General features: G+C 66.1%; 21 protein-coding genes, 1 tRNA gene and 2 riboswitches. Of the genes, 5 read left to right on the top strand and 17 right to left on the bottom strand.

The window, feature by feature from the left end:
- Positions 1–32: 32 nt before the first annotated feature.
- The 8 genes from GOW72_RS08485 to cbiE form a co-directional block, all read right to left on the bottom strand.
- Positions 33–731, bottom strand: coding sequence for a CbtA family protein (locus GOW72_RS08485; RefSeq protein ID WP_170337718.1), 699 nt, complete (start codon positions 729–731; stop codon positions 33–35).
- 4 nt (positions 732–735) lie between these two features.
- Positions 736–906, bottom strand: coding sequence for a CbtB domain-containing protein (locus GOW72_RS08480; RefSeq protein ID WP_005981986.1), 171 nt, complete (start codon positions 904–906; stop codon positions 736–738).
- A gap of 36 nt (positions 907–942) precedes the next feature.
- Positions 943–1,151: riboswitch (cobalamin riboswitch) on the bottom strand.
- Between the two features lie 43 nt (positions 1,152–1,194).
- Entirely contained in the window at positions 1,195–1,938 is a 744-nt protein-coding gene (gene cobF / locus GOW72_RS08475) for a precorrin-6A synthase (deacetylating) (RefSeq protein ID WP_170366538.1), read from the bottom strand.
- Complete coding sequence (gene cobA, locus GOW72_RS08470) at positions 1,931–2,659, bottom strand: uroporphyrinogen-III C-methyltransferase (protein ID WP_170366537.1); 729 nt, start codon at positions 2,657–2,659, stop codon at positions 1,931–1,933. Before cobA ends, cobF begins: the two co-directional genes overlap by 8 nt.
- Complete coding sequence (locus GOW72_RS08465) at positions 2,656–3,972, bottom strand: cobyrinic acid a,c-diamide synthase CobB (protein WP_170366536.1); 1,317 nt, start codon at positions 3,970–3,972, stop codon at positions 2,656–2,658. Before GOW72_RS08465 ends, cobA begins: the two co-directional genes overlap by 4 nt.
- Entirely contained in the window at positions 3,965–4,759 is a 795-nt protein-coding gene (gene cobM / locus GOW72_RS08460) for a precorrin-4 C(11)-methyltransferase (protein ID WP_170366535.1), read from the bottom strand. Before cobM ends, GOW72_RS08465 begins: the two co-directional genes overlap by 8 nt.
- Complete coding sequence (locus GOW72_RS08455; protein WP_170366775.1) at positions 4,756–5,124, bottom strand: cobalamin biosynthesis protein; 369 nt, start codon at positions 5,122–5,124, stop codon at positions 4,756–4,758. Before GOW72_RS08455 ends, cobM begins: the two co-directional genes overlap by 4 nt.
- Entirely contained in the window at positions 5,121–6,320 is a 1,200-nt protein-coding gene (cbiE, locus tag GOW72_RS08450; RefSeq protein ID WP_170366534.1) for a precorrin-6y C5,15-methyltransferase (decarboxylating) subunit CbiE, read from the bottom strand. Before cbiE ends, GOW72_RS08455 begins: the two co-directional genes overlap by 4 nt.
- Between cbiE and GOW72_RS08445 the strand changes: the two genes are divergently transcribed.
- Positions 6,319–7,068, top strand: coding sequence for a cobalt-precorrin-6A reductase (locus GOW72_RS08445; RefSeq protein ID WP_170338205.1), 750 nt, complete (start codon positions 6,319–6,321; stop codon positions 7,066–7,068). The genes cbiE and GOW72_RS08445 overlap by 2 nt on opposite strands.
- Here the strand turns inward: GOW72_RS08445 and cobJ are convergent.
- From cobJ to GOW72_RS08405, 8 genes are all read right to left on the bottom strand, one after another.
- On the bottom strand, positions 7,041–7,793 hold the full coding sequence (cobJ, locus tag GOW72_RS08440) for a precorrin-3B C(17)-methyltransferase (protein WP_170366533.1): 753 nt from the start codon (positions 7,791–7,793) through the stop codon (positions 7,041–7,043). The genes GOW72_RS08445 and cobJ overlap by 28 nt on opposite strands.
- A complete protein-coding gene (locus GOW72_RS08435; protein WP_170366532.1) occupies positions 7,790–8,518 on the bottom strand; it encodes a precorrin-2 C(20)-methyltransferase in 729 nt (242 codons plus the stop codon). Before GOW72_RS08435 ends, cobJ begins: the two co-directional genes overlap by 4 nt.
- Positions 8,515–9,144: a precorrin-8X methylmutase gene (locus GOW72_RS08430; RefSeq protein WP_170366531.1), complete on the bottom strand. Its 630-nt coding sequence runs from the start codon at positions 9,142–9,144 to the stop codon at positions 8,515–8,517. The genes GOW72_RS08435 and GOW72_RS08430 overlap by 4 nt, the downstream gene beginning before the upstream one ends.
- Positions 9,144–10,271 (bottom strand): precorrin-3B synthase, encoded by a 1,128-nt coding sequence (cobG, locus tag GOW72_RS08425; protein ID WP_170366530.1) that lies wholly within the window; start codon positions 10,269–10,271, stop codon positions 9,144–9,146. The genes GOW72_RS08430 and cobG overlap by 1 nt, the downstream gene beginning before the upstream one ends.
- The gene (cobN, locus tag GOW72_RS08420) at positions 10,268–13,561 is read right to left on the bottom strand and encodes a cobaltochelatase subunit CobN (RefSeq protein ID WP_170366529.1); all 3,294 of its coding nucleotides are present in this window, start codon (positions 13,559–13,561) and stop codon (positions 10,268–10,270) included. Before cobN ends, cobG begins: the two co-directional genes overlap by 4 nt.
- Before the next feature lie 6 nt (positions 13,562–13,567).
- Positions 13,568–14,623 carry a cobalamin biosynthesis protein CobW gene (gene cobW, locus GOW72_RS08415; protein ID WP_170366528.1) on the bottom strand — a complete coding sequence of 352 codons (1,056 nt, stop codon included), beginning with the start codon at positions 14,621–14,623 and terminating at the stop codon, positions 13,568–13,570.
- 2 nt (positions 14,624–14,625) lie between these two features.
- Positions 14,626–15,009, bottom strand: coding sequence for a DUF1636 family protein (locus GOW72_RS08410; protein WP_093962591.1), 384 nt, complete (start codon positions 15,007–15,009; stop codon positions 14,626–14,628).
- Between the two features lie 82 nt (positions 15,010–15,091).
- A riboswitch (cobalamin riboswitch) is annotated at positions 15,092–15,296 on the bottom strand.
- A gap of 72 nt (positions 15,297–15,368) precedes the next feature.
- Entirely contained in the window at positions 15,369–16,244 is an 876-nt protein-coding gene (locus GOW72_RS08405) for a LysR family transcriptional regulator (protein WP_170366527.1), read from the bottom strand.
- 108 nt (positions 16,245–16,352) lie between these two features.
- Between GOW72_RS08405 and GOW72_RS08400 the strand changes: the two genes are divergently transcribed.
- Positions 16,353–17,309, top strand: coding sequence for an NAD(P)-dependent oxidoreductase (locus tag GOW72_RS08400; RefSeq protein ID WP_170366526.1), 957 nt, complete (start codon positions 16,353–16,355; stop codon positions 17,307–17,309).
- A gap of 220 nt (positions 17,310–17,529) precedes the next feature.
- On the opposite strand, the gene GOW72_RS08395 is transcribed toward GOW72_RS08400, so the two are convergent.
- A tRNA-Cys gene (locus GOW72_RS08395) sits at positions 17,530–17,603 on the bottom strand.
- A 227-nt stretch (positions 17,604–17,830) separates the two neighbouring features.
- Between GOW72_RS08395 and GOW72_RS08390 the strand changes: the two genes are divergently transcribed.
- From GOW72_RS08390 to GOW72_RS08380, 3 genes are all read left to right on the top strand, one after another.
- Entirely contained in the window at positions 17,831–18,484 is a 654-nt protein-coding gene (locus GOW72_RS08390) for a protein-L-isoaspartate O-methyltransferase family protein (RefSeq protein ID WP_170366525.1), read from the top strand.
- Positions 18,485–18,579: 95 nt separating this feature from the next.
- Complete coding sequence (locus GOW72_RS08385; RefSeq protein ID WP_170338225.1) at positions 18,580–19,998, top strand: TolC family outer membrane protein; 1,419 nt, start codon at positions 18,580–18,582, stop codon at positions 19,996–19,998.
- Positions 19,999–20,072: 74 nt separating this feature from the next.
- Complete coding sequence (locus GOW72_RS08380) at positions 20,073–20,891, top strand: hypothetical protein (protein WP_170366524.1); 819 nt, start codon at positions 20,073–20,075, stop codon at positions 20,889–20,891.

The following is a 20,891-nucleotide window of genomic DNA, read 5'->3' as shown; positions in this document are numbered from 1 at the left end:
TTGGGCGCCGGCGGGTCGTGGGATTTCGGGGATCAGGCCGCGGCTTCGACGCGCTTGCCCTCGCTTTGCCAGAAATACCCGGCAAACGAACCCAGCAGCACCCAGGCCACAAGGCCGACGCCAAAGGCGCGTGCTGCGAACAGGGCCCCGATCTCGGTCGGAACCGGCCCGGTGAACACGTCGGGTTCCGGCGCGCCGATCAGGTGCGGGGCCATCAACAGCACGGCCGCAACCAGATAGCTGACGATGTTGCCACCAAAGGCGATCAGCCACATGGCCACACCAGCAGCCGCGACGGTTGCCCACCACCAGATCTGCCGCGCGAACACGTCGGCTGCGGCAACACCCGGAACCTCGGGGGCCAGGGTGAAGCCCGGCGCCAGGTGAAAGGCGATGAAACCGGCCAGGCCCCACAGCACGCCCGTGCGCCCGTCAACAGGGTGGCCTTGCGCTTCGGCCAGCGACATCAGGGCGACCAGAACCAGCGCATAGCCGGTATAGGTCAGCATGGTGAACACCACGCTCAGCCCGTCGCGGGTCAGGTCCGAGAACATGCCCGGCAGTTCGGGATGGGCCGAGACGGCTTCGGCTCCGAAATGCACCAGCTCTCCGGATTCATAGAGTTCAGCATGCAGCAACACGGGCTGCACGAATACCAACTGCAGCAGGGCGACGATCAACCCGGCTGCAGCACCAGCGAACAACGCGCTGGTCAGAATGCGACTGAACATTGGTTTAGTGGCAGGGGAAGCCGGTTGCGTGGCGCACGTCATGCGCGGCGTCATGCAGCGCCGATGCCTGAACGTGACCAGCCAGGGTGATGATCCCCAGGCCCAGGGCTGCCGCGAACACTGCCGAAAGAATGCCAGCGCGTGCCGTTGATGCGGTTTGCGTTTGTGTCGTCATTTTCTGTCCTCCTGTGCCGCCGCACCCGACGGCCGGTGTTTCATTGTTCGCCTGGCAGGTCTCCTGGCTTGCGGGTCAGCGCCTCTGTTCGCCTTCCCCCCGAACGGATCGGGAGTGGCTGGTTGAACAGGGCTCACCGCTTACAGTCGCGGGGGCGGCTTCGGATTTGACCTGCGCGCAGGCCGCACCAAATTCCCTCTTAGCATCCGGATGTCTCCGGCAGGACCAGACCAGTCCATTTAGACGTGAATGCCGCTGTGGCGCAATCGCCATTTGCGACCTTTCGCGTCAATTCCCGCGCTTTTTCAGAACATAGATATCCATGATCCACCCGTGCCAGGCGCGGGCCTCGGTGCGGGTGCGCAGGATCTCATCGGCCACATCGGCCAGCGGGCCTTTGATCAGGATCTGCTCGGGCATACCCACGTAAGCCCCCCACCAGATGTCAAAATCGGCCATGTCCAGCATCTGGAACGAACATTCGCCATCCAGCATCACCGCAACCGTATCGGCGTCGCTGGGCCAGCCCTCGTCGCGGATGCGCCGGCCGGTGGTGACCAGATAAGGCGCGCCGATCTCGTTGATTGGCATGGCATGGGCCGCCGTCAGCGCCTGCAGCGCCGTGATGCCGGGGATCACCGTGGTGTTCGGCTGCGGGTCCAGCCGCGCCGCGATTCGCAGCGAACTGTCATAGAGCGACGGGTCGCCCCAGATCAGCAGGGCGACGGTGCGCGCGTCGGGGTGCCGGGCCATCGCCTCCTGCCAGCGCAGGGCGATCGCGTCGTGCCATTCATCCACGCCGCGCAGATAGCCATCCTGCGACCGGCGTTCGGGAATGTCGAAATAGGCGATTTGGGGCGGTGTGTCAGTGACCTTGCGGATGATTTCCTCGCGCACGCCGGCCAGATCGGCCTTGTTGGCGCCCTTGCGGGGGATCAGGATCAGATCGGCCGCGCGGATCGCCTGAGCGCCCTGAAAGGTCACGTGGTCTGGGTTGCCGGTGCCGATTCCGATCAAGACCAGATCAATCATCGTCGAACTCCGCCAGCGGACCATAAAGGATCAGCGCAGGTGCAGTGCCGACCTCGGAGCCCAGGCGCTCGGCCAGGGCGCCGACGGTGGACCGGTGCAGCGATTGCTCAGGCGTCGAGACCGACTCGGCCATCAGCGCTAGGGTGTCCAGCGGCAGCCCATGCGCGTGCAGCGCCTGCGCCAGCAGGGGAAAGGTGCGCTTGCCCATGAACACCACCGTCGTCGCACCCGGGTCGGCCAGCGCGGGCAGGTTCAGATCCTCGGGCAGCTTGCCGCTGACATCGTGGCCGGTGACGAATTGCACCCGCCGCGCAGTCAGCCGCCGGGTCAGCGGGATGCCTGCCGCGGCAGCCGCGGCAATGGCTGAGGGGATGCCCGGAATGATCTCGTAGGCGACCCCGGCAGCGCGCAGGGCCACCAGTTCCTCCTCTAGCCGTCCGAACAGGCCGCCATCGCCCGATTTCAGCCGCACGATCCGCTGGCCGGTCTGGGCGTACTCGACCAGCAGGCGGCTGACATGGTCCTGCTTGGGCGAGGGCCGCCCGGCGCGCTTGCCCACGCCCACAAGGTCGGCCTCCTTGCGCGCATGGCTCAGGATCGGCCCGCTGCTGAGATCGTCGAACAGTACCGCATCGGCCTTTTGCAGCCGGTCCACGGCCTTGAGGGTCAACAATTCCGGGTCGCCGGGACCGGACCCGATGAAGGAAACGAAACCGCTCATGCGCTGGCCTCTGCGATCAGATGGAAGAACGTACCGGTGACATGTCCGCGGCGCGATCCGGTCTGCGGACCTTCAGCGCCTTCGGCGTCAAAAACCCGTGCCAAGGGCACGTCGGGCTGCTCGACGATCGAGGAATAGTGGAACTCGTGCCCCCGCAGCGCGGTCCCGGCCGAGAACCCGGGCATGTCGGCCAGCAACTCGGCCCGGCGATAGCCCAGGTTGAACTTGCGCTTCTCGTACGAGGTGACCAGACCCAGCAGCCCGGCCATCCGGTGGCGGGTGCCATCCTTGTCGATCAGCCCTTCGCCCAGGGCCATGTAGCCGCCGCATTCGCCATGCACGGGCCGCGTTTCGGCATGATTGCGCAAGCCGGTCAGGAACCGGTCTGCCGCAGCCAGGGTTCCGGCGTGCAGTTCGGGGTACCCGCCGGGCAACCAGACCAGATCGGCATCAGGGGCCGGCGCCTCGTCCGCCAGCGGAGAGAACTGCAGAATCTCGGCCCCGGCCGCCCGCCAGCCTTCCAGAAGATGCGGATAGGTAAAGGAAAACGCCGCGTCCCGGGCCAGTGCGATCCGTTGCGCCGGAGGGCGCGGCAGCGCGGCCGACGACGGCCCCGCGGGGCCCGAGGAGACCGCCCTCTTGATCGCCTCCAGATCCACATGCGCGCGCAGAAAGGCCGCGTAGCCGGCAATCGCGCTTTCCAGATCGGGGTGCTCGACCGCTTGGATCAGGCCCAGATGCCGCTCGGGCAGGGTTAGGTCGCCGCGCCGGGGCAATACGCCCAGAACCGGCAGGCCCGCGCGCTCCATCCCCAGACGGGTCAGGCGTTCGTGGCGCGGGCTGGCGCAGCGGTTCAGAATCACACCGGCAAAGGGCAGGTCGGGGTTGTACATCCGGAACCCCAGCGCCGTAGCGGCGGCCGATTGCGCCTGACCGCCCACATCCAGCACAAGAACCACCGGCCAACCCATGCGCAGCGCGGTCTCGGCGCTGGACCCGTGGCCCAGCTCGCCCGGCTTTGCGACCCCGTCGAACAGGCCCATCGACCCTTCGGCCACCACGATGTCGGCGCCTTCGGCCTGCGCCGCAATCGCGCCCAGTAACGGCGCGCCCATCGCCCAGCTGTCCAGGTTGAACGAGGCCCGCCCCGCCGCCGCCCGGTGAAAGGCCGGGTCGATGTAGTCGGGACCGCTCTTGAAGGGCTGCACCGTCAGCCCGTCCTCGGCCAGCGCGCGCAGCAGGCCCAGCATCACCGTGGTCTTGCCCGTGCCCGAGGATGGGGCCGAGATCAGCAGTCCGGGCGGGTTAGTCATCGCCGTGACTCCAGCTCGACCACGGGCTGTCGGCGCTTTGCGGACGATAGCGACGGTCATAGGTCTTTGAATACAGACAGCTTTCGTCGAATCCATCACCGGCCAGTGCCGGCCCGACCAGGATCAGCGCGGTGCGCGAGATGCTTTCGTCCAGCGAGTCCTTCAACGTGCCCAGCGTGGCGCGGATGATCCGCTCATCCGGCCAGCTCGCGCGGTACACAACAGCCACGGGGCAATCGTCGCCATAGGCGGGAGTCAGGTCGGCCACCACCTTGTCCAGATTGCCGATCGACAGGTGGATGGCCAGCGTGGCGCCGGTGCGGGCGAAGTTTTCCAGCGTTTCGCCCGCGGGCATGGACGAGGCGCGCCCCGGCGTCCGCGTCAGCACCACCGATTGCGCCAGCCCGGGCAGGGTCAGTTCGGTGCCCAAAGCGGCTGCCGCGGCGGCAAAGGACGGAACGCCGGGGGTCACGTTGACTGGAATGCCCATCTGTTTCAGGCGCCGGATCTGTTCGCCCATCGCCGACCAGACCGACAGGTCGCCCGAATGCAGCCGGGCCACGTCCTGACCGGCGTCATGGGCGGCTTGAATTTCGGCCATGATCTGATCCAGATCCATCGGCGCGGTATTCACGATCCGGGCGCCTTCGGGGCAGTGGGCCAGGATCTCCTCGGGCACCAGCGACCCGGCATACAGGCACACCGGGCAAGCGGCGATGATGTCGCGTCCGCGCAGGGTCAGAAGGTCGGCGGCGCCCGGTCCGGCGCCTATGAAATGAACGGTCATGTCTGTCCTCCGATGGCGACCGCGCAGGTGGCAAGCCGGTCGTCCGAGATCTGTCGGGGTGAAAGCAGCCGCGCGCCCGGTCCGGCGGCGGCGAGGGCGGAAGCTTCGGCCACGCTGCCGGTGCCATGGGTGGCGCGGCTGCGGGGCGAGCAGGTGAGCGTGCGTTGCCCGGCCAGATCGGCCGGGTCCGCGAAATGCAGGGGCAGGGCCGAGGCGGCGGCAAATTCGGCCAGCGCCGGATGGCCGGCCTTGTCGGCGGCGGTGGCCAGCGCGTCCACCGCGTGCCCGGCGGTGGCGCGGTCGAACGCGGCCCGCAGGCTGGCGCAGGTCGCGGTGGACGAAAATCCAAGCCCGGCCACGATCATAGGGTCACGCTCCACTGAACGACCGGATAGGCCGATTTCCAACCGCGCCGGGGGCCGAGGTCGCCGGCTTGCGCCAGCTCGATCCGCAGCAAGTCTCCGCCCAGCTTGGCGTGCCATTGGCTCAGCACCGCTTCGCTTTCCAGCGTCACGGCGTTGGCGACCAGCCGGGTGCCCGAGGGCAGGTTGGCCGCAAGCCAGCCCAGCAGCGCGTCGCTCAGCCCACCGCCGATGAACACCACGTCAGGCAAGGGCAGGCCGTCCAGCGCATCGGGTGCCCGGCCGTGGATGACCTGCAACCGATCCTGTCCCAGCGCGTCGGCATTGGCGCGGATTCGCGCGGCGCGGTCTGCGCGCGGCTCGATCGTGGTGGCCGTCAGGGACGGGTCGCACATCAGCCATTCGATGCCGACCGATCCGCTGCCGCCGCCGATGTCCCACAGATGTTCGCCCCGCGTGGGCGCCAGCGCCGACAGGGTCAGCGCGCGCACCGGCCGTTTGGTGATCTGCCCGTCGGTCTCGAAAATCTCGTCGGGTTTTCCCGAGGCCAACGGCAACGCACGCCCGTCGCCCGAAACCTCGAGCGCGACGCAGACCGGATGCTCGAACGCGCCCAGCAAGGCTTCGGTCAGGGACATGCTGCGCGCGCGTTCCCGAGGGCCGCCGAGGGCCTCCATCACGTGCAGGGTCGTGTCGCCGAACCCGGTCTCGGTCAGATAGCGGGCCAGCTCGGCCACCGCGGCCCCGTCGCGCAGCAGGATGATGGCGCGCAGGCCGCGTGACAGATGCGGACGCAGGCGGGTCAGAGGGGCAGCGTGCAGGCCGAAGGTGGCAGTGCTTTCCAAAGGCCAGCCCAACCGCGCGGCTGCCAGCGAGAAGGTCGACTGGCCCGGTCGTGCCGCCCACTCCCAAGGGGCGAAATTGCGCGCGATCACCGACCCGGCGCCAAACCAGAACGGATCACCCGAGGCCAGAACCACCGTGCGCTGGCCCTTCAGCCCTTGCAGGATGGGTAGCCCGTCGGCGAACGGCACCGGCCATTCGATGCGTTCGGCTCCGGTTTCGGGAACCAGCGACAGGTGCCGCGGCGGGCCCATGATGACCTCGGCGCGCTCCAGCTCTTGACGGCTTGCGGCCGAGAGGCCATCCAGTCCATCCTCGCCCAGGCCCAGAATGGTCAGCCACGGAGTTTCAGACATGCCCAACCTCCTGATCCTTGGCGGCACGACCGAGGCCAACGCATTGGCCCGCGCCGTGGCGGATTTGGGTGTGGCGGCAACCTATTCCTATGCGGGCCGGGTCGACAACCCGCGGCCGCAACCGCTGCCGACGCGCGTGGGTGGCTTTGGCGGGGCCGAGGGTTTGGCGGGTTACATCCGAGACACCGGCGTGACCCATGTGATCGACGCCACCCATCCCTTTGCCGCGCAGATGAGCCGCAATGCCATCGCTGCCTGCCAACAGACGCAGACGCCGTTGGCCGCGCTGACCCGCGCAGAATGGACAGCCGTGCCCGGCGACCGGTGGCAACACGTGCCCGACATCGCCAGCGCCGTCGACGCGCTGGCCGGTCCGCCGCGTCGGGTGTTCCTTGCGGTGGGGCGCATGCATCTCGAGGATTTCGCGGCGCAGCCCCAGCACCACTATCTTCTGCGGCTGGTCGATGAGCCCGGCCCGCTGCCCTTCGCCGATTGCGACGTGGTCGTGTCGCGCGGGCCTTTTACGGTTGAAGACGATACGGCGCTGATGCGCCGGCACCGGACCGAACTGGTGGTGTCCAAGAACGCCGGCGGCACCGGCGCGCGCGCCAAGCTGGACGCCGCGCGAGCGTTGGACATCCCGGTGCTGATGATCGACCGGCCCAGGCTGCCCCGCCGGGTCGAGTTGACAAGCGTGCCGCAGGTTCTGGACTGGCTGGCTCATTCCGGCGTGGACCTTGGCGTATAGACGATGGGGCCGATGGGCCGCTCGATGACGCGGGTCAGGGATGAGCCGACGATCACCACCGTCTGCATGTCGGCCATGTCGGGCGTTGCCTCGGCCAGGGTCGCGATGCAGATCGCCTCGTCTGGGCGTGACACGGCGCGGGCGAACAGGATCAGACGCTCGGGTTCGCATTCCTGCCGCAGGATTTCCAGTGTCTTCACAAAGCCTTCGGGCCGCGACTTCGAGCGTGGATTGTAAAAGGCCATTGCGAAATCGGCCTGCGCGGCCAGCCGCAGGCGTTTCTCGATCACGGCCCATGGCTTGAGGTTGTCGCTGAGGTTGATGGCGCAGAAATCATGGCCCAGCGGCGCGCCCGCCCGGGCTGCCGCGGCCAGCATGGCGGTGATGCCGGGCAGAACCTCGACAGGGATTTCACGCCAGGTGTCCGGGCCGGTTTCCAGCGCCTCGAACACGGCGGCGGCCATGGCAAACACGCCCGGATCGCCCGACGAGACCACGACCACCCGCTTGCCCTCGGCCGCCATGCGCAGCGCGTGCTGCGAGCGGTCGATCTCGACTCGGTTGTCGCTGGCGTGCAGGGTCAGGCCCGGCCGTTTGGCCACCCGCGCGACGTAGGGAATATAGCCCACCACATCAGTCGCCTCGGCCAAGGCGGCGGTCACCTCGGAGGTCACCAGCGCCTCGTTTCCGGGGCCAAGCCCGGCGATCTTGACCCAGCCGCTCATGGCCGCCGCCCCTGTCCGTGCACGATGATGATCGAGAAATAGGGCGTGACCTCGGTGCAGGCGTCGCTCAGCTTGCGAACGGTCTGGTTGGGCATCTGCGCGTATTCCACGATCCAGGCCCGGTCGAACAGGCCCGCCGTTTTCAGCGCGCGTTTCACCTTGTCGATGTTGCGGCCGATCTTCATCACCACCAGCGCGTCGGTGCGCGCCATGCGGTCTGCCAGAACATCTTCGGGAAGGGTTCCCATCAGCACCGTGAGGATGTCATCGCCCCAGGTGATCGGATCGCCCGAGGCCGTCCATGCGCCCGACATGCCGGTGATCGCCGGCACCACCTCGACGGGCACGACGTCGCGCAGGCGGCTGTAGAGATGCATGAACGAGCCGTAGAAGAACGGGTCTCCCTCGCACAGCACCACCACGTCCTCGCCCTGATCGGCCAGCTCTTTCAAGCGCGCGGTGCAGCGTTCGTAGAACTCGGCCAGCAGTGCGTTGTAGCGCGGATCGGTTACCGGGATCTCGGTCGTGACCGGGTATTCCATGGGAAACTCGACCGCATCGTCGCGGATCATCCCGTTCACGATCTTGCGCGCCTGCCCGGTGCGGCCGGGCTTGCGGAAATAGGCCACGTGTTTCGCGCCGCGCAACAGGCGGTCGGCCCGGACGCTCATCAAATCGGGGTCGCCTGGGCCGAGGCCCACGCCATAGATCGTGCCCATGCTCATTCCGCCCGGCTTGCGATGGCGTTGATCGCGGCAACGGTGATGGCGCTGCCGCCCAAGCGGCCCTTGACGATGCAGCTGGGCACCGGCTGGGCCTCCCACAGGGCGTCCTTGGATTCGACCGCGCCGACAAAGCCCACGGGGCAGCCGATGATTGCGGCGGGGCGGGGGCAGTCGGGGTCCTCGAGCATGTTCAACAGGTGAAACAGCGCCGTGGGCGCGTTGCCGATGGCCACCAGCGCACCCTCCAGATGCGGGCGCCACAGTTCCAGCGCGGCGGCGGATCGGGTGTTGCCCATCTTCTCGGCCAGCGCGCGCACGCGCTCGTCATGCAGGGTGCAGATGACCTGGTTGTCAGCGGGCAGTCGAAAGCGTGTGACGCCTTCGGACACCATCCGCGCGTCGCACAGGATCGGCGCGCCGTTTTCCAGCGCGGCGCGGGCGGTGCGCACGAAGCCGTCCGAGAAATGGATGAATTCTTCCAGCCCGACCATCCCGGCGGCATGGATCATGCGGACGGCGACCTGCTCTTCGTCCGGATCAAAGCGGGCCAGATCGGCCTCGGACCGGATCGTGGCGAAGGATTGCTTGTAGATCGCCGCGCCGTCGGTTTCGTATTCATAGGGCATCAGGTCAGGTCCATGGTCTTCAGTGTTTCGGGGTCCAGCCCGCGCTGGACGGGCTCATCCCCCGCGCGGCCGTGTTTTACAAGATCAAATCGCCCATCGCGGCCCACCAGCGTCAGATCGGCCGCGCCCATGCGTGCGCAGCCCTTGGCGCAGCCCGAGACATGCAGACTGCCGGACACGCGCGGGGCCAGCGCGCGGGCGATGGCGCGGGTCTCAGCCTGCGCCTGCGGGCAGAATGGCGCGCCGGAGCAGGCGTCGGTGGTCAACAGGGGGTCGGCGCCGTCGGTCACGAAGGCCGGGGCCGGGATCGCCGCCCCGCCTTCCAGCAGGAACAGCCGCCAGGGCGTGACGCGCAGGGCGGTGGCGCCCGAGGCCTCGACTAGTGCGCGCAACTCGGCGGAGGGCAGTTGCCCGAAGGCCGCGCCATAGATCGGGCCGATTGCGCTGTTGCCGGGGTGCAGCGCCGGTGCCGTGGGGCCGGGGGCGTGGCCCTGCCATTCGTCGGGCAGAGCCTGCACCGCGATCAGGCGGGCCATGCGGCGGATGTCAGAAGTGAAGCGCTCGGAGAACCACTGGGCCAGTTCGATCACGCAGTCGATCGCAGCGTCCTCGGTCACCAAACGGCCGGTCTCGACCCCGTCGGCGCGCAGGATCAGGCCCGAAAGTCCCCGCTCTAGCCGAATATCGGCCGAGTCCCCGGCCAGCAGCCGTGCCTCACCGGTATCCACCGCAAATCCGAACTTGGCGGGCAGGGCGGGCAGATCGCCCAGCCGGTCGATCAATGCCTGCGTCAGGCGCGCAGTCAGGTCGCCGAATTGGTACAGCGGCGACACAAGGATGTTGCGCCGGGTTTCAATGCCCGGTTCGGCATCCAGCAGGTTCAGCGCCGACAGCTCTGCCAGCAGCGCCTGATGGTCGGCATCGGCCACGCCGCGCAGTTGCAGGTTGGCGCGGTTGGTCAGGTCGATGGTGCCGTTGCCGAACCGCAAGGCCAGATCGCACAGCCCCAGCGTTTGCGCGGCGCTGAGCCGGGCCAGACGCGGGCGCACCCGTACGACCAGCCCATCGCCCGACATCATCGGGCGATGCGCGCCGGGGCACCAGCCCTGAACTACCGGGGCGCTCAACCCAACCCCTCCAGATCGGCGCGGATCGAGTTGCGGCGGGTGTTCCACAACCCGGCCTCGTAAAGTGCGCGGAACCTGTCCTGCATGGCCTGATGGGCCTGCGGGTTGGCTTCCTGCAAAAAGGCGTCCACCTCGGGGTTTCCGAGGGTCGCGTCGTGATAGAGGTCGAACAGATGCGGGGCGACGCTGCCTGACAAATGCGCGAACGAGGCCATGTGATCCAGCGTCGCCGCGATCTCGGCCGCACCGCGGAAGCCGTGGCGCTGCATCCCGGCGATCCAGTCGGGATTGGCCGCGCGCGCATGGACCACGCGGCTGATTTCCTCGGGCAGGGTGCGGGCAAGGGGCGTTTCGGGGCGGGTATTGTCCAGGTGGTACAGCTGCGCCTGCCCGCCGGTCAGCTTTTTGGCAGCGGCAAATCCGGCCTCATGCGTGGCATAGTCATTGGCCAGCAGAAGGTCAGTCTCGGTCAGGTCCTGCAGGTGTACGAAGCTGTCGGCCTGCGCCACGCGCTGGGTGATCCCGTCGGGGTCATGGGCGATGTGCTCGCCCTCGAAGGCAAAGGCGCTGGCGTCCAGCCAGGCCTGACCGGCCTGCGCGCGCGCCTCGTCGGTATAGGTCTCGGACAGGTGGGTCATGTTCAGCCCATAGCTGCCCGGCGCCGGGCCATAGACGCGGGCGGCGGGCGGCTGGCCCGCATAAGGGTTCCAGTCCGGCGCCTCGTCGCGCTCGGACAGCGCCCGGACCGCCTGACCGAACAGCGCCGAAAGGGTCGGGAACACGTCGCGGAACAAGCCCGAGACGCGCAGGGTCACGTCCAGCCGCGGGCGCTCCAGATCGGTGATCGGCAGAACCTCGATCCCGCTCACGCGCTCGGACCCCGGATCCCAGACCGGTTTGACGCCCAGCAGGTGCAATGCCATTGCGAATTCCTCGCCCGCCGTCCGCATCGTGGCCGAGCCCCACAGATCGACGATCAGGCCCTTGGGATAATCGCCTTCCTCTTGCAGATGGCGGCGCACCAGTTCTTCGGCCAGCTTCACCCCCTGCGCATAGGAGGCGCGGGTGGGGACCGAGCGCGGATCTGTGGTGAACAGGTTGCGCCCCGTGGGCAGCACGTCGGTGCGCCCGCGATAGGGCGAGCCGGACGGCCCGGCCTCGATCCGCTTTCCGGCCAGTGCATCCAGCAGGGCCTGCCGTTCGGCCTGTGCTGAGGCAGCGGCGTCGAAATTGCCCGCACCCTGAGGCGCGCGGCCAAAGACGTGCAGCCCGTCGCCGAACTGGCTTTCCTTGATGTCGCAGACGAAGCGGTCGATGCGGGTGATCGCCTCAGCGGTGCTGGTGGCCTGATCCAGCCCCAGATCGGCCTCGAGCCCGATGGCCTGCGCCTCGTCGCGGATATCGGCCTGCAGCCGGTCGCGCCGCCTGGGGTCCAACCCGTCGGCGTTCGAGAACTCGTCCAGCAGCGATTCCAGCCGCACCATGCGGTCGGGCGTGCTGCTCTGTTTCATCGGTGGCGGGATGTGGCCCAGCGTGACGGCCCCGATCCGGCGCTTGGCCTGCGCGGCCTCGCCCGGGTCGTTCACGATGAACGGGTAGATCACAGGCAGATCGCCAATCAGCGCCTCGGGCCAGCACTCGGCCGACAGGGCCACCGATTTGCCCGGCAGCCATTCCAGCGTGCCGTGCGCGCCGACATGGATCAGCGCATCCGCCCCCAACTGGTGCCGCAGCCACAGGTAGAAGGCCACATAGCCGTGCCGGGGCGTGCGCGACAGGTCGTGATATTCGTCGTCGCGCAACTCGGGCGTGCCGCGTTCGGGCTGCAGCGCCACCAGCGCCTTGCCGCGCCGAAGCGCGGTGAAGTGGAAGGCCCCATCGGCGCAGGCCGGGTCGCTCTCGGGCGCGCCCCAGACGGTGTCCAGATCGGTGCGCAATGCCTCGGGCAGGTGCGCCAGCGCCGCGCGGTAGGCCGAGACCGGCCATGAAATCCGGGCGCCCAGCAGCGTGTCGGACATCGGTTCGGCGGGGGCGGTGTCATAGCCCGCGCCTTGCAGGTCGGACAGGATCGCCTCGGCCGAGGCCAGCGCGTCCAGCCCCACCGCATGGGCCATCTGCCAGTCTTTGCCCGGATAGGTGGAAAGGACCAGCGCGGGGACCTGTTGCGCCTTCGGTTTTTCGGCCAGGTCCACCCAGGCCATCGCCCGGTCGACGATGGCGGTGATCCGGTCGGGCTCGGGGCGGTGGGCGAAGCGGGAATATTCCAGATGCGGATCGCGCTTGCCCGGTTCCTTGAACGAGGCAACGCCGGCCGTGATACGCCCGTCCACCTCGGGCAGGACCACATGCATGGCCAGATCGGCAGGCGACAGGCCGCGTTCGGCCTCGGCCCAGGCCTTGCGGCGCGAAGTGGCCAGCGCGACCTGAAATACCGGCACGCCCGCCACGTCCAAGGGCGATGTGCCCGACGCGCCCTTGCCCGAAAACGAGGTGGCATTGATGATCGCCGAGGGCGTCATCTCGGGGATAATCTCGGCCAGCCATTCCGCCGCCGCAGGCGCCTTGAGCGAGGGCGCAAACAGCCCCACCGCTTGATGACCCCGCGCGCGGATTTCCCGGATCAGGGCCGCGACCGGTGCGGTATCGGCCGAGGTCAGGTAGGCGCGGTAGAAGGTCACGATGATGCGTCGGCCTTCGCCCGCGAATGCGTCCTCGGGGGCGATCACGCCGCGATTCGGGCACCATGCGCCGCAGTCGGGCAGGGTCTTGGCCCCCATCACCGGCCCGGCATACAGCCCCGCCGCCAGCGCCATCTGCGCCAGCGCCGCCTGGGCCGCGACCTCGCCACCGGTGTCGCACAGATGCGCCAGCCGCCGCAGGGTCGAGACCGGCAGGGTGGAATAATCGTCCAACCGCGTATCCTCGCGCCCGTCGGCGGGCAGCACCGCCAGCGCGATGCCTTTGGCCTGCGCCAGCGCCAGCACCTGCTGCAACCCGTAGGACCAATAGGGCACGCCGCCGATCAGCCGGATCAGGATGCCCTTGGCGCCCTCCAGCGTCTGCTCAACATAGGTGTCGACCGACAACGGGTGCTTCAGCGCCGTCAGGTTGGCCAGCCGCAACGAGGGCATCCGCCCCTCGGGCCCGCCGCCGCGATGCCAGCCGGCCGCGAAAGCACCCAGATCGCTGTCCGAAAAGGACAGCACCACCAGATCCGCCGGGCTCTGGCCCAGATCGGTCGGGGTCTCGGTTTCTTCGAGCCCGTGGCTTTCGCGGAAGACGACGTGCATCGGTGCTTACTCGGCGGCCTCGGTGACGCCCGTCAGGATGCCGCGGATCGCGGCCTCGTCGATGTCGTCATGCTCGGCGATGACCACAAGGCGCGAGCGGCGCTCTTCCTCGGGTTTCCACGGGCGGTCATACTGGTGCCGCACCCGCGCGCCGACCGCCTGGACCAGCAGGCGCATCGGCTTGCCCTGAACGGCGGCATAGCCCTTGACCCGCAGGATGTTCAGCTCGTTCGCCAGACGCTCGATATTGGCGACCAGCTGCGCCGGGTCGGTCTGTTCTGGCAGCTCGACCACAATGCTTTCGAAATCGTCATGTTCGTGGTCGTCATGGCCATCGTGATGCGAGGGGCGGGCGTCCATGTCGTCCTCGGCTGCGGCCTCCAGCCCCAGCACCACGCGCACGTCCACCGCACCCTCGGCCACTTCGACCACGGGCAGGGGGCGGGGCGCCTCGGCGGCGATGATCTCGCGCGCCTTGGCCACGCCTTCGGGGCCGGCCAGGTCAGGCTTGGTCAGCAGGATGATGTCGGCGCACGAGATCTGATCCTCGAACACCTCGGACAGGGGCGTTTCGTGGTCGATCGAGTCATCGGCCATGCGCTGGGCATCCACCGCCGCGACATTCGGGGCGAAGCGGCCTGCGGCCACGGCCTCGGCATCGGCCAGAGCGATCACGCCGTCCACGGTGATCTTGGAACGGATGTCGGGCCAGTCGAACGCCTTGAGCAGCGGTTTCGGCAGGGCCAGACCGCTGGTTTCGATCAGGATGTGATCGGGGCGCGGGTCGAGCGCCATCAGCGCCTCGATCGTGGGGATGAAGTCATCGGCCACGGTGCAGCAGATGCAGCCATTGGCCAGTTCCATGATGTTTTCCGCCGGGCAGTCGGGGATCGCGCAGCTTTTCAGGATTTCGCCATCGACGCCCACGTCGCCGAATTCGTTGACCACCACGGCCAGCCGCTTGCCCTGCGGGTTTTGCATCAGATGGCGGATCAGCGTGGTCTTGCCCGAGCCGAGAAAGCCGGTGATGACGGTGACGGGAAGTTTTTCGAGGGTGCTCATGCTCAGGCTCCAATCGGGGGAATGCGGGCGGCGCAGTTCTTGCGGAAATGTTCAGGGCGGTCGCGCCATTTCACAAGGCCATCATCGGCGGCCAGATATTTGGTGGCGCCTTCGACGATGATCTCGACATGGTCGGATTCGTTCAGGTTTTCATAGACGAAGGTCCAGCGCGACGGCCCGCCGCGCAGAACGATCGAGCAGCCCTGATCGCAGTTCGACAGGCATTCGACCGGCTTCAGGGTGATGCCCTCGGGCAGGTCGGCAGCAGCCAGCGCCTTGTGCAGCAGCGTGCCGGGGCGTTGGGCGTCATCCTCGATGGGCAGCCCGCGTCGGCAGGTGGTGCAGACCAGCAGTTCAACTGGTGTGGTCTCGGTCACGTCTCTCATCCCCCCTCACTCGGTTGTCGGGGGACGGGGTATGCGCGGGCCACGTTGCGGACATGGGCCCGACACCGGAACACCCCGTCCGGTTTGTCTTCGGGCGTTGGCAGGTCTCCCGGCTTGCGGATGTCAGAGCGGCGCTCTGTCGGATGTCCCGCCTTCCCGGCCAGCAGCCAGTGGCATTTGGGCACCCTCTCCGGTCACGGTCGCGGGGGCGGCTGCGTTTGACGGAAAACCGCTGACGCATTCCCTTTTCATCTGCTTGCACAGACACCAACGCAAGCGACATGCGGCACGGGCAGGGGGGTTGTCAAGCGCGCGGGGCCAAGTGCCTCGCGTCGGATCGAAAAAGCGACTTGCCGGGATCAATCCGCGGCATCGCCGGCCAGCCGGTCGCGCAGCCAGGCCAGGAACAACTGGGCAGGGATGGACGGAGGCGCCGCGCTGACGCTGCGGATCAGATAATGCGACTGGGCAAAGGGAATCGCCGGCCCCGCAACCCGGATCGGCGCGCCCTGGGCGATGGCGTTGCGCGCGAACCGCTCCAGAACGGTGGCATAGCCAGCGCCGGCCATCACCAGTTGCAGCGCCGTGACGGTCGTATCCGCCGAATTACGCGCGGGGCGGTCGGGCAGGTCGGTGCCCGTGGCCTCGAAGTACCGCGCCCAGTTGTCCTCATACCCCAGAATGTGAATCAACGGGCCGTTTTGCAGGTCTGGCGCCGGGTCCTGCGCCCGGCAGACGGGCACCAGCCGTTCCGAGCACAGCTGTTCGGCCGCAACACCGGGCCAGTCGCCATGGCCCAGCCGTATTTCCACGTCCACATCCGCAGGCGCGGCCGAGTCGTTCCAGATATGCGACACCAGCCGCACCGGGACCTCGGGGTGCTGGGCGCTGAACGCGGGCAGCTCGGCCGCGATCCAGTAGGTCATCGTCGATATCGCCGCCCGGATGGTTAACGCTTGCCGCGAGGCGGGGCCGAACAGGCTGTTGGTGGTCAGTGCGATATCTGACAACGCCCGACGCACGGTCAGCGCATAGGACTGGCCCAGCTCGGTCAGCGACAGGTGTCGGGCGTTGCGTACAAAAAGCGGCTGGCCGAGATCCGCCTCGAGCGAGCGGATATGCAGCGACACCGCCGTCTGGGTCAGGCCCAGTTCCTGCGCGGCGGTTGTGAAATTCAGATGGCGGGCGGCAGCCTCAAAGCTGCGCAACCAGGCCGGATTGGGCAGGCGGTCCATTCAGCACCAAAATATTTTGCATTTAGATTGACTTATTATTCGTTTCTTTTGTCGATGGGCAACGGAAATACTCGTGCCAACGAAATTGCGCCTGCGGGAGGGCAGAACATGAAGGTCGGTTTCATCGGTTTGGGCAATGTGGGGGGCAAGCTGTCGGGGTCGCTGCTGCGCAACGGTATCGACCTGACGGTACACGACCTGAACCCCGATCTTGTGGCGGAGTTCGCCGCCAAGGGAGCAAAAGCCGGTGAAAGCCCGGCCCAGATGATGCGCGATTGCGATGCGGTCATCACCTGCCTGCCGTCGCCCGCTGCCTCGGACGCAGTGATGCAGCAGATGCTGCCCGAGGTTACCCACGGTAAGATCTGGATGGAGATGTCCACCACCGACGAGGCCGAGGTCAAACGCCTGGGGGCCATGGTGATCGAACGCGGCGGGGCGGCGGTGGACTGCCCGGTTTCGGGCGGGTGCCACCGGGCGGCCACGGGCAATATCTCGATCTTCGCGGGCTGCGACCGGGCCACGTTCGAGCGTATCCTGCCGTTCCTTACGACCATGGGCCGGCGCATTCTGCATACCGGCGATCTGGGCACGGCCTCGGTTCTGAAGGTGCTGACCAACTATCTGGCAACTGCCAACCTGATCACCTGCGCCGAGGCGCTGGTGACCGCCAAGGCCGCCGGGATGGACCTGAACACCACCTACGAGGCGATCAAGATTTCGTCCGGTACCTCCTTCGTACATGAGACCGAAAGCCAGGTGATCCTGAACGGCTCGCGCGATATTTCCTTCACCATGGACCTGGTGAAAAAGGATATCGGCCTGTTCCAGGAGGTCGCCGACCGCGCCGGCGTGCCGTTGGAGATGAACCCGTTGATGATTAAGATCTTCGACGACGCCATCGCCCGCTATGGCGCGCGCGAGCTGTCGCCCAACGTCATTCGACGGCTCGAGGATGCAACCGGGCTGAGCATTACCGCGCCCGGTTTTCCGGCCGAGATGCAGGACGATGAACCGGAAGAGCCGGGGTATGAGGTGATTCCTCAAGGCCGAAGCACGGTTTGAGCCGACGGTCAGCGCAAGGCACGCCCTTTCCGCGGGGTTCTCGCATGTACCGACCGCGTCGCTGGTGACCCAGCGCGGACTAAATCCTTGCTCGGAAATTACTGGTTAGCTCGGCTGCGCTAACCATCTCCGCGCGTATTTTGGCGTTTCGTATCAACAAACTGGTCCAGGCGACAATCACAGGACCAGAGAACAGTGATGCAATGCGAGGCTGGAAAGTTGGAGGCGAGTACCGGAATCGAACCGGTGTACACGGATTTGCAATCCGCTGCGTCACCACTCCGCCAACTCGCCTTTTCAAGCAATTTCAATTACTTGACGTGGTGCAGACGCGGTTCTAGCAGCTTTCCCGAACAACGTCCAGAGGGTTGCTGAAAATTCCGCCGACCACGGCGTTGGATGGTCGGTCAGCGCAGTGGCAACTTTTGTCGCGGCCTGCAATTTTTGCCGGGCTGGCCGTTGCCGGGCGGGATCGGATGTGGCAAAAGCCGAGCAACCATGGGAAATATACGAGCGGTCACATGACGGATTTCGCAGCCCGACGCCACACGATGGTAGACACTCAGATCAGGCCCTCTGATGTCACCAAATTCCCGATCATCGATTCAATGCTGAAGGTCCAGCGTGAGAACTTCGTGCCGGATGCCAGTCGCGAAGTGGCCTATGCTGGCGACCTGATCGACCTGGGAAACGGGCGCTGCCTGCCGGAGCCGAGGACTCTGGCGAAGATGCTGGATGCATTGAATATTTCGAATGACGAGGTGGTTCTGGATATCGCCCCAGCGTTCGGATACTCGACCGCCGTGGCCGCGAACATGGCGCAGCTTGTGGTGGGCGTCGAGGATGACGAGGCCAACGCAGCCGACGCGCAGTCCCGCCTGATGGAGGCGGATATCGACAACGCGATCATTCATGTCGGACCTTTGGAGCAGGGGGCGGCCGAGCATGGCCCCTATGATGTCATTATCATCCAAGGCGGTGTGGAACGTCTGCCCGATGCCCTACTCGATCAACTGAAAGATCATGGCCGCATCGCCTGCCTGTTCGTCGAAGGCAATCTGGGCACCGTTCGCATTGGTCGAAAGTCCGATGGGCGGGTGACTTGGCGTCATGGCTTCAACGCAAACGCCCCGGTACTGCCGGCGTTTTCGGCCGAGTGTGCATTTTCGCTATAGTCGATCAGCGGTTTTCCGCGGTCCCTTGATTAGTTGAAAACAAAGGCGCAAACTGCCTGCGGGCTTGCGTTATTTTGATTTGAGAGGATTTGGGTATGCTTGGAACGGCTGGAGGGAAGCTGGTCAAGGCAGTCGCTCTGACGGCGGGAATCGCGCTGAGCGTGATGCCGGGGCGCTCGGTTTTGGCGGACAATCTGACCGACGCGTTCATCGGTGCATACAACACAAGCGGGCTGTTGGAACAGAACCGCGCCTTGCTGCGCGCAGCCGACGAAGACGTTGCAATCGCGTTGTCGGCCCTGCGCCCGATCATCAACTGGACCGTCCGTGTCAGCCAGGATTACGCCAAGACCCGCGCCGGAACTGTGGTGTCGACGGTCGAACCATCGCGCTTCTTCTCGGGGTTAACGCTGAGCCAGCTGGTCTATGACGGCGGTGCATCGATTCTCGGGAAACAGTCGGCACAGGAAACAGTTCTGGCAACCCGCCAGGCATTGATCGATATTGAGCAACAGGTACTGTTCCGCGCAACGACGGCTTATCTGAGTGTTCTGCTGCAGGAAGAAACGGTTCAAATTCGCCAGAACAACGTCAATCTCTCGGGCGAGGAACTGCGGGCCACGCAGGACCGTTTTGAAGTCGGTGAGGTCACCCGGACCGACGTCGCGCTGTCCGAAGCGCAGTTGGCAAGCTCGCAGGCTGATTTGGCCGATGCGCGAGGCGACCTGAGCACCGCTCAAGCGGAATACGTGAATGCCGTCGGCAAACAGCCTGGCCGTACAGCGGGCCAGCCGCGTCTGCCGAAGCTACCCGGTTCATTGGCCGAGGCCATCAGCCTGGCACAAAGAAACCATCCGGCAATCCTTTCGGCGCAGCATCAGGTGCGTGCCTTGGATCTGACCGTGCAGCAGCAGCGCGCGGGCCTTGGTCCGAATGTCAGCCTGAACGCAGACGCGGGGATCACCGAAAGCTATGACAACGACGACTATACCAACGATGCGTCCATCTCGTTGAATTTCAATCAGCCCATCTATGCCGGTGGTCGACTGGCGGCCAACGTGCGCCGCGCAATGGCTCAGCGGGATGCATCGCGCGCCAACCTTCTGAATGTGCAGAAAGACATCACTCAGGGTGTGACGGACGCCTATGTGCGCTTTGAAACGGCCACGGCCAGCCTGCGGGCATCCGTCGAACGGGTACGCGCATCGCAGGTCGCCTTTGACGGGATTCGCGAAGAGGCCACGCTGGGGGCTCGGACCACGCTGGACGTTCTGACCGCTCAGCAGGATTTGCTGGACGCACAATTGGCCGAAGTTGCCTCGCGGACGGAGCGGTCTTTGGCTGCCTATCAGTTGTTGCAGGCACAAGGTCTGTTGACTGCCGAGCGTCTTGGATTGGCGGTACAGATTTACGACCCGACGCTCTACTACAACCTGGTCAAAAAAGCGCCAGCACAGATCAGCAAGCAAAGCCGCGACCTGGATCGAGTTCTCAAAGCTTTGCGGCGCGAGTGATCAGCCACACTATCTGTTGTTAGGTTCGACCGGATTGGATACACTGGTCCAAAAGGTCAGAGCGGTAGAGAACAATGACGGATAGCAGTGTCAAAGCAGGTGTCGAAGACGTATTGTCGTCGATCAAGCGTTTGGTCAGCGAAGAAGGGCGCAAGGTCCCGAACCTGATCAAAGCGACTGCGGCTCGCAAGCCGGGACGCCTGGTTTTGACGGATGCCCTGCGGGTTGGCACACCGGCCGAGGATCCAAAAGCACCTTTGAAACTGGCCCAAAAGATCTCGGCTGAGGCGGCCTCGCAGCATGCTGCGAATGTCGAGGCGGTGCGCCCGGCCAACGACCTGTCACAACCTATGCGGTTGCGGTCTTGCGATATCGTTCGTCCCGGAACGCCGGCAATCAATGACATTGGCGGTGAGTCTTCGGATGATCGCGAAGGCCGCAGGGATCTGGCCGGAAGTCTGAGCGCCAAGATCGCGGCTCTTGAGGCTGCGATTGCGCGGACCGAAGATCAGTGGGAGCCTGACGGTGAAAGCGACGACGCTTATTCCGGCACGCGCACCGACACGGTCAGTTGGGCCTCGGACGCCGGGTTTTCGACGTCGAAGGATGCGGCTGCGTCCGAAGCTGAGATGGACGCTGACAGCGACGAGGAAACAACGCCTGCCACGTTTATCCGCGACAACCGGGATGCCTCAGAGGCCGAAGTAAAGCTGGATCAGGAAACGCCGGCGATGGCGACCGGCACGATGGATGAAGACGAATTGCGCGAGTTGATCGCAGACATCGTCCGTCAGGAACTGCAGGGCGCGCTGGGTGAACGTATCACCCGCAACATTCGCAAGCTGGTGCGGCGCGAGATCAACCGCGCTTTGGCCGCTCAGAATTTGGATTGA

The organism is Ruegeria arenilitoris (assembly GCF_013032855.1).
Taxonomy (GTDB): domain Bacteria; phylum Pseudomonadota; class Alphaproteobacteria; order Rhodobacterales; family Rhodobacteraceae; genus Ruegeria; species Ruegeria arenilitoris.
Note: the sequence above shows the minus strand (reverse complement) of the source record. Positions and strands in the feature narration are given on the sequence as shown.